The sequence below is a fragment of the Bradyrhizobium sp. genome (genome assembly GCF_019244115.1).
In the GTDB taxonomy this organism is placed as follows: domain Bacteria; phylum Pseudomonadota; class Alphaproteobacteria; order Rhizobiales; family Xanthobacteraceae; genus Bradyrhizobium.
Map to the genome: position 1 here is coordinate 1 of NZ_JAFATE010000199.1, position 5202 is coordinate 5202.

Annotated in this window: 9 protein-coding genes; 7 read left to right on the plus strand and 2 right to left on the minus strand. The window is 62.8% G+C overall.

Annotated elements, in window-relative coordinates; genetic code table 11:
• Both JOZ76_RS08620 and JOZ76_RS08625 read left to right on the plus strand, forming a co-directional pair.
• The coding region (locus JOZ76_RS08620; protein WP_291698203.1) for an acyl-CoA carboxylase subunit beta at positions 1-1021 on the plus strand (1021 nt) is incomplete at its 5' end.
• 108 nt (positions 1022-1129) lie between these two features.
• Positions 1130-1477 (plus strand): hypothetical protein, encoded by a 348-nt coding sequence (locus JOZ76_RS08625; RefSeq protein ID WP_291698204.1) that lies wholly within the window; start codon positions 1130-1132, stop codon positions 1475-1477.
• A gap of 259 nt (positions 1478-1736) precedes the next feature.
• On the opposite strand, the gene JOZ76_RS08630 is transcribed toward JOZ76_RS08625, so the two are convergent.
• Positions 1737-2198: a VOC family protein gene (locus tag JOZ76_RS08630; protein ID WP_291698205.1), complete on the minus strand. Its 462-nt coding sequence runs from the start codon at positions 2196-2198 to the stop codon at positions 1737-1739.
• A gap of 446 nt (positions 2199-2644) precedes the next feature.
• Here JOZ76_RS08630 and JOZ76_RS08635 point away from each other — a divergent pair, with 446 nt between their 5' ends.
• The 5 genes from JOZ76_RS08635 to JOZ76_RS08655 all read left to right on the plus strand — a co-directional run bounded on the left by JOZ76_RS08635 (position 2645) and on the right by JOZ76_RS08655 (position 4673).
• Entirely contained in the window at positions 2645-3091 is a 447-nt protein-coding gene (locus JOZ76_RS08635) for a DUF2214 family protein (protein WP_291698206.1), read from the plus strand.
• 49 nt (positions 3092-3140) lie between these two features.
• On the plus strand, positions 3141-3626 hold the full coding sequence (locus JOZ76_RS08640; protein ID WP_291698207.1) for a GFA family protein: 486 nt from the start codon (positions 3141-3143) through the stop codon (positions 3624-3626).
• Between the two features lie 21 nt (positions 3627-3647).
• A complete protein-coding gene (locus JOZ76_RS38165) occupies positions 3648-3911 on the plus strand; it encodes a hypothetical protein (protein WP_366938549.1) in 264 nt (87 codons plus the stop codon).
• A gap of 99 nt (positions 3912-4010) precedes the next feature.
• Positions 4011-4355, plus strand: coding sequence for a twin-arginine translocation signal domain-containing protein (locus JOZ76_RS08650; protein WP_291698208.1), 345 nt, complete (start codon positions 4011-4013; stop codon positions 4353-4355).
• 72 nt (positions 4356-4427) lie between these two features.
• Positions 4428-4673, plus strand: a complete 246-nt coding sequence (locus JOZ76_RS08655) for a GCG_CRPN prefix-to-repeats domain-containing protein (protein ID WP_291698209.1) — start codon at positions 4428-4430, stop codon at positions 4671-4673.
• Between the two features lie 118 nt (positions 4674-4791).
• On the opposite strand, the gene JOZ76_RS08660 is transcribed toward JOZ76_RS08655, so the two are convergent.
• A partial coding sequence (locus JOZ76_RS08660; RefSeq protein WP_291698210.1) for an alpha/beta fold hydrolase occupies positions 4792-5202 on the minus strand: 411 nt, incomplete at its 5' end.

Consider the following 5202-nt stretch of genomic DNA (forward strand, 5'->3'; position numbering starts at 1 on the left):
CGTCTATTCGCCGGCCATGACCGACTTCATCTTCATGGTGAAGAATACGAGCTACATGTTCGTCACCGGCCCGGACGTGGTGAAGACCGTGACCAACGAGGTGGTGACCGCCGAAGAGCTCGGCGGCGCCTCGGTGCATGCGACGCGCTCCTCGATCGCCGACGGCGCCTTCGAGAACGACGTCGAGGCGCTGCTGCAGATGCGCCGGCTGATCGACTTCTTGCCGGCCAACAACACCGACGGCGTGCCGGAATGGCCGAGTTTTGACTCGATCGAGCGGCTCGACATGTCGCTCGATACGCTGATCCCCGACAATCCGAACAAGCCCTACGACATGAAGGAATTGATCCTGAAGGTCGTGGACGAGGGCGACTTCTTCGAGATTTCGGAGGCGTTTGCGAAAAACATCGTCACCGGTTTTGGCCGCATTGCCGGCCGCACGGTCGGCTTCGTCGCCAACCAGCCGATGGTGCTGGCGGGCGTGCTCGATAGTGACGCCTCGCGCAAGGCGGCGCGGTTCGTGCGCTTCTGCGATGCCTTCAACATCCCGATCGTCAGCTTTGTCGACGTGCCCGGCTTTCTGCCGGGCACCGCGCAAGAATATGGCGGGCTGATCAAGCACGGCGCAAAACTCTTGTTCGCCTACTCGCAATGCACGGTGCCGCTAGTCACCATCATCACCCGAAAGGCCTATGGCGGCGCCTTCGACGTCATGGCCTCGAAGGAGATCGGCGCGGATATGAATTACGCCTGGCCGACGGCGCAGATCGCAGTGATGGGCGCCAAGGGCGCGGTCGAAATCATTTTTCGCGCCGACATGAGCGATCCCGAAAAGATCGCCGCGCGCACGAAAGAGTACGAAGACCGCTTCCTGTCGCCCTTCATCGCTGCCGAGCGCGGCTATATCGACGACGTCATCATGCCGCACTCCACCCGCCGCCGCATCGCCCGCGCGCTCGCGATGCTCCGCGACAAGAAGGTCGAGATGCCGGCGAAGAAGCACGATAATCTGCCGTTGTGAGAGGGTAGGGTGGGCTAAGCGTAGCGAGCCCACCAACGATGTATCCACAGGGCAAGATGGTGGGCACGGCGCGAAGATGCGCCTTTGCCCACCCTACCACGGGTGCTGATGACCGAAGACGATCCGACCGACGAGATTTCAGACATCGAAGCGCGCATCGAGGCCCTTGCCGAGGCCGCGGAACGATGCCGGAAGCTCATTTTGGCGTCCAAGGCTGCGATCGCCGGCGGCGTCGCCTTGCTGCTCGTCGCGATACTTGGCCTGTTCGGAGCGAGTCAGTCCGCCGCGCTCGGATCGATTGCCTTGATCCTTGGCGGGATCGTGTCGTTCGGGTCCAATGTCAGTACGTTACGACAGACCGAGGCTGCCATCAGCACTGCCGAGGCGCTCCGTTCGGACCTGATTGGCGGGATCAATCTTCGTCTCGTTCGCGATGCGCCGGTGAAGCTGATGTGAGGGGTAGGGTGGGTAATCCTACTATGTCAGAAACGGCTATATCCCCTCATCCTGAGGAGCTTGCTTTAGCAAGCGTCTAAGGATGAGGCCCGGAAATCCACATCGGGGCCTCATGGTTCGAGACGCGCGCAAGAGCGCGCTCCTCACCATGAGGGTCTTATGACGCAGTAGGGCCAAGCGAAGCGAGCCCACCAACGATGTATCCGCAGGAAAGATGGTGGGCACGGCGCGAAAACGCGCCTTTGCCCACCTTACGAGATCACGCCGCCTGGCCGTGCTGTTTGAACATCTGCTCGGCACGCTTCTTCAGTTCGGCAGGCGAGACATCCTCGACATGCTTGCCGAGCCACCATTGATTGCCGGCAGGGTCCTTCACGCCGCCGGAGCGGTCGCCATAAAACTGATCCGCTGGCTCCATGACCGAAGTGCCGCCGGCCTTCAGCGCCTTCTGATAGGTGGCATCGACATCGCCTACGTAGAGATAGAGCATCGTGGTGGTCGCCTTGGCGTGCTCCGAAGCGTCGGAGATCATCAGCATGGAATCGCCGATCTTCAACGTCGCATGCATGATGGAGCCGTCCGGCCGCTTGGTCGCTTCGTGATGAAGTTTTGCGTCGAACGCCTTTTGCGCAAAGTCGATCACCTTTGCGGCGCCTTCGACGATGAGATACGGGGTGATGCTGTGGAATCCGTCCGGGATTGGCTTTACTTTCGCTGCCATGACCATCTCCTGTCATCTCGAGTGAACTGGTTCCGTGCGCGGAACCGATTTCAACGCAAGCCTCATTATCGTATGGCTCGGGGAGATCTGGCCATCGCCTGCAGATTCAAATCGGCGTGTGTGCGACGCGCGGTCGACGTGCTGCGATGATGCGTCGCGCGTGCTTCGCGGCATCCGCTTGCGTTTGATGACGCCCGAAACGGGCGGCGCAGCCCGCTATCCATCGGTGCAACAATTGAGACATGTCAAACCCAGTCGGCACAATCAGGACGACATTAAACTGTGCCGGGCGGCGAGGAAGGTGGTGGTTGTTCCGGTTACGAGGCCCGGACTCCCTTAAGCACTCCGGGCCTCGTTATGTTGCGTCAAGGCCGCTCTGGGGTGTGTCATCATCTTGCGCCCAGAGTGGACTTCACTACCATGGGGGTGATCCGGGGTCTCGCCGCATGTCCACACTGTTCGCTTTCCTCCATCACCTCTGCGCCTTCACGCTGGTCGCGGCGGTCGCGATCGAGTTCACGCTGGTGCGGCAGGAGTTGACGGTCGCCTCGGCGCGGCGGCTGCAGGCCACCGATGCCGTGCTCGGCGTCGCCGCCGGCGCGCTGCTGATCATCGGGCTGCTGCGGGTATTCTATTTCGAGAAGGGCGCGAGCTATTATTTCCACAGCCACGCCTTCCTGACCAAATTCTCGCTGTTCATCATCATCGGGTTGCTATCGATCGTCCCGACGCGGGAGTTCTTGTCCTGGCGCGGCGCGATCAAGGCCGGGCAGGTGCCGTCGGTGGACGCCGGCAAGCTCAGGCGCGTCACCGCTGTCATCCATGCCGAGCTCGCCGCGATCGTGGTCATCCTGCTCTGCGCGGCGATCATGGCGCGCGGCGGCTGGGTCTAGCAGCGCCACGGGCCAACCTGATCGGCCAAAAGAAGATTGAGGGGCGCAAATGGAGGAGACGTTCGAAGGCGGCTGCACCTGCCGCCACATTCGCTACCGGCTGTCCGGCCGGCCGCTGATCGTGCATGCCTGTCATTGCCGCTGGTGCCAGCGCGAGACCGGCACCGCCCATGCCCTCAACGCGGTGTACGAGGCGGATCGCGTTCAGCATCTCGCGGCCGAGCCGGAGATTGTCGATACGCCGTCGGCGAGCGGCAAGGGACAGCGCATTGCCCGCTGCCCGATCTGCAAGGTCGCGGTCTGGAGCAACTATGCCGGCTCCGGCCCGGTCACGCGTTTCGTTCGTGTCGGCACCATGGACGATCCGGAGCAGTGTCCGCCGGACATCCACATCTTCACCTCGACAAAACTGCCCTGGGTCACGCTGCCGCCGGGCGCGCGAAGCGTGCCCGAGTTTTATGACCTCAAGCAAGTGTGGTCACCCGAGAGCCTGGAGCGGCGCAGGATCATGCGGGAGAAGGCCGGCCGCACATGATCGCCGTCCGTTCATCTGGCGATGTACGAATTTGCCGATGAGGCCGCGCTCGCGCGCGCGATGCAGGGCGACGATCTCAAGCCCCGCGGCCTGTATGCAAAGGCGTCGGTGACCTATGGCCAGTATGCGCGCGGGGTGTCGCTGTCCTTCGTGGAGCCTTATCCTCTCGACTATCGGGACGCGCACGCGCGAGACGCTGGTGCTGGCAGAGGCGTTCGGCGTCTGATTTTTGTTTGTTCTGCGTCGCAGCGTGGACAAACGTTAACGCTGCATCGGCCTATCTGAACGAAGAGTTCAGGTCGCGTTCAGCCGCGGCGGACAAAACTTTCTCGGCGATTGCGCAAACGGAGGCGCAAACGGAGGCGCAAACGGAGGAGAGGGCGAATGGAACGCAGGCACTTTCTGAAATTCGCGTTAGGTTTGGCAGTCGGCACCGCCGCGCTCGCGTCCGCCGCGTCCGCCGCTCCGCTCATGCCGCTGGCTCTCGAAGGTCATGGCGCCTCGCGCGCCGGCGAAGACATCGGCCAGAGCGGCAGCGAAAACATTCGTCCGGCCGTGACCTCGCGCGAGGAGGTCGATCAGCTGAGGCCCGAACAGGTGCACTGGGGCCATGGCCATCACTACGGCTGGCATCGCCGTCATTGGGGCTGGCACCACCGCCACCACTGGGGCTGGCGCCATCACCACTGGCACCGCCATTGGGGCCACCGTCACTGGCGGCATTGGTAGACATCTGCGCGAAACCGACTGACTTGATTTCGTAAACCGCCGGATCACGGCACATTTGAAAGAGAAAGAACCATGAAGAGGATACTTGCAGCATCCGCCTTTGCCCTGGGCCTCGGCCTGATCGGCATGACCGCCTCGCAGGCGATGCCGTTGGCACCCGTCGCCGATCAGGCCGCATCTGCCGACGTGATCCTGGTTGCCGGCGGCTGCGGCCCGGGCTGGCATCGCGGTCCCTATGGCGGATGCCGTCCGATGTACAACTGTCCGCCCGGCTGGCATTCGGGCCCGTTCGGCCGCCGCTGCTTCCGCAACTGGTGAAGTGATAAGGCAGGGAGGATCCGCCCCACCCTGAATCCCTGCCACTTGCGGCGGTTAGGATGGCCGCGCCGATCTCCCCGGCGCGGCCATCGGCGTTGAAGGACGCCGGGCAGCGCTATCACTTCCCGAGAAAGCCGAGCACCAGTTCCTTGTATTGGTCGGGCGCTTCGAGAAACACCAGGTGCCCGGTGTTGGCGATGATTTCCGCATGGGCATTTTGCATCTTGGCCGCGAGCGTCACGGCGAGTTCGGCGTTCTGGCCCATTTGGGGCCGCAGCGCCTCCGGCGCATTGGCGCGTCCCGGCGCATTGTGATCGTCAGCGCCCATGATGAACAACGTCGGCAGAGCAAGCAGCGGGATTTCGTGCGCCACCGGCTCGCGATAGATCATCTGGCCGGAACTGACGAAGGCGCGCAGCCAGCGCGGATAGCCGGCGCTGGCCTTGATGTTGAAGCGCGCGTCGATGAACGGCGTCACCTGGTCCGGCGGCAGTTTGAGCGCGTAGTTCGTTTCAAGCTGCTTGCGGTA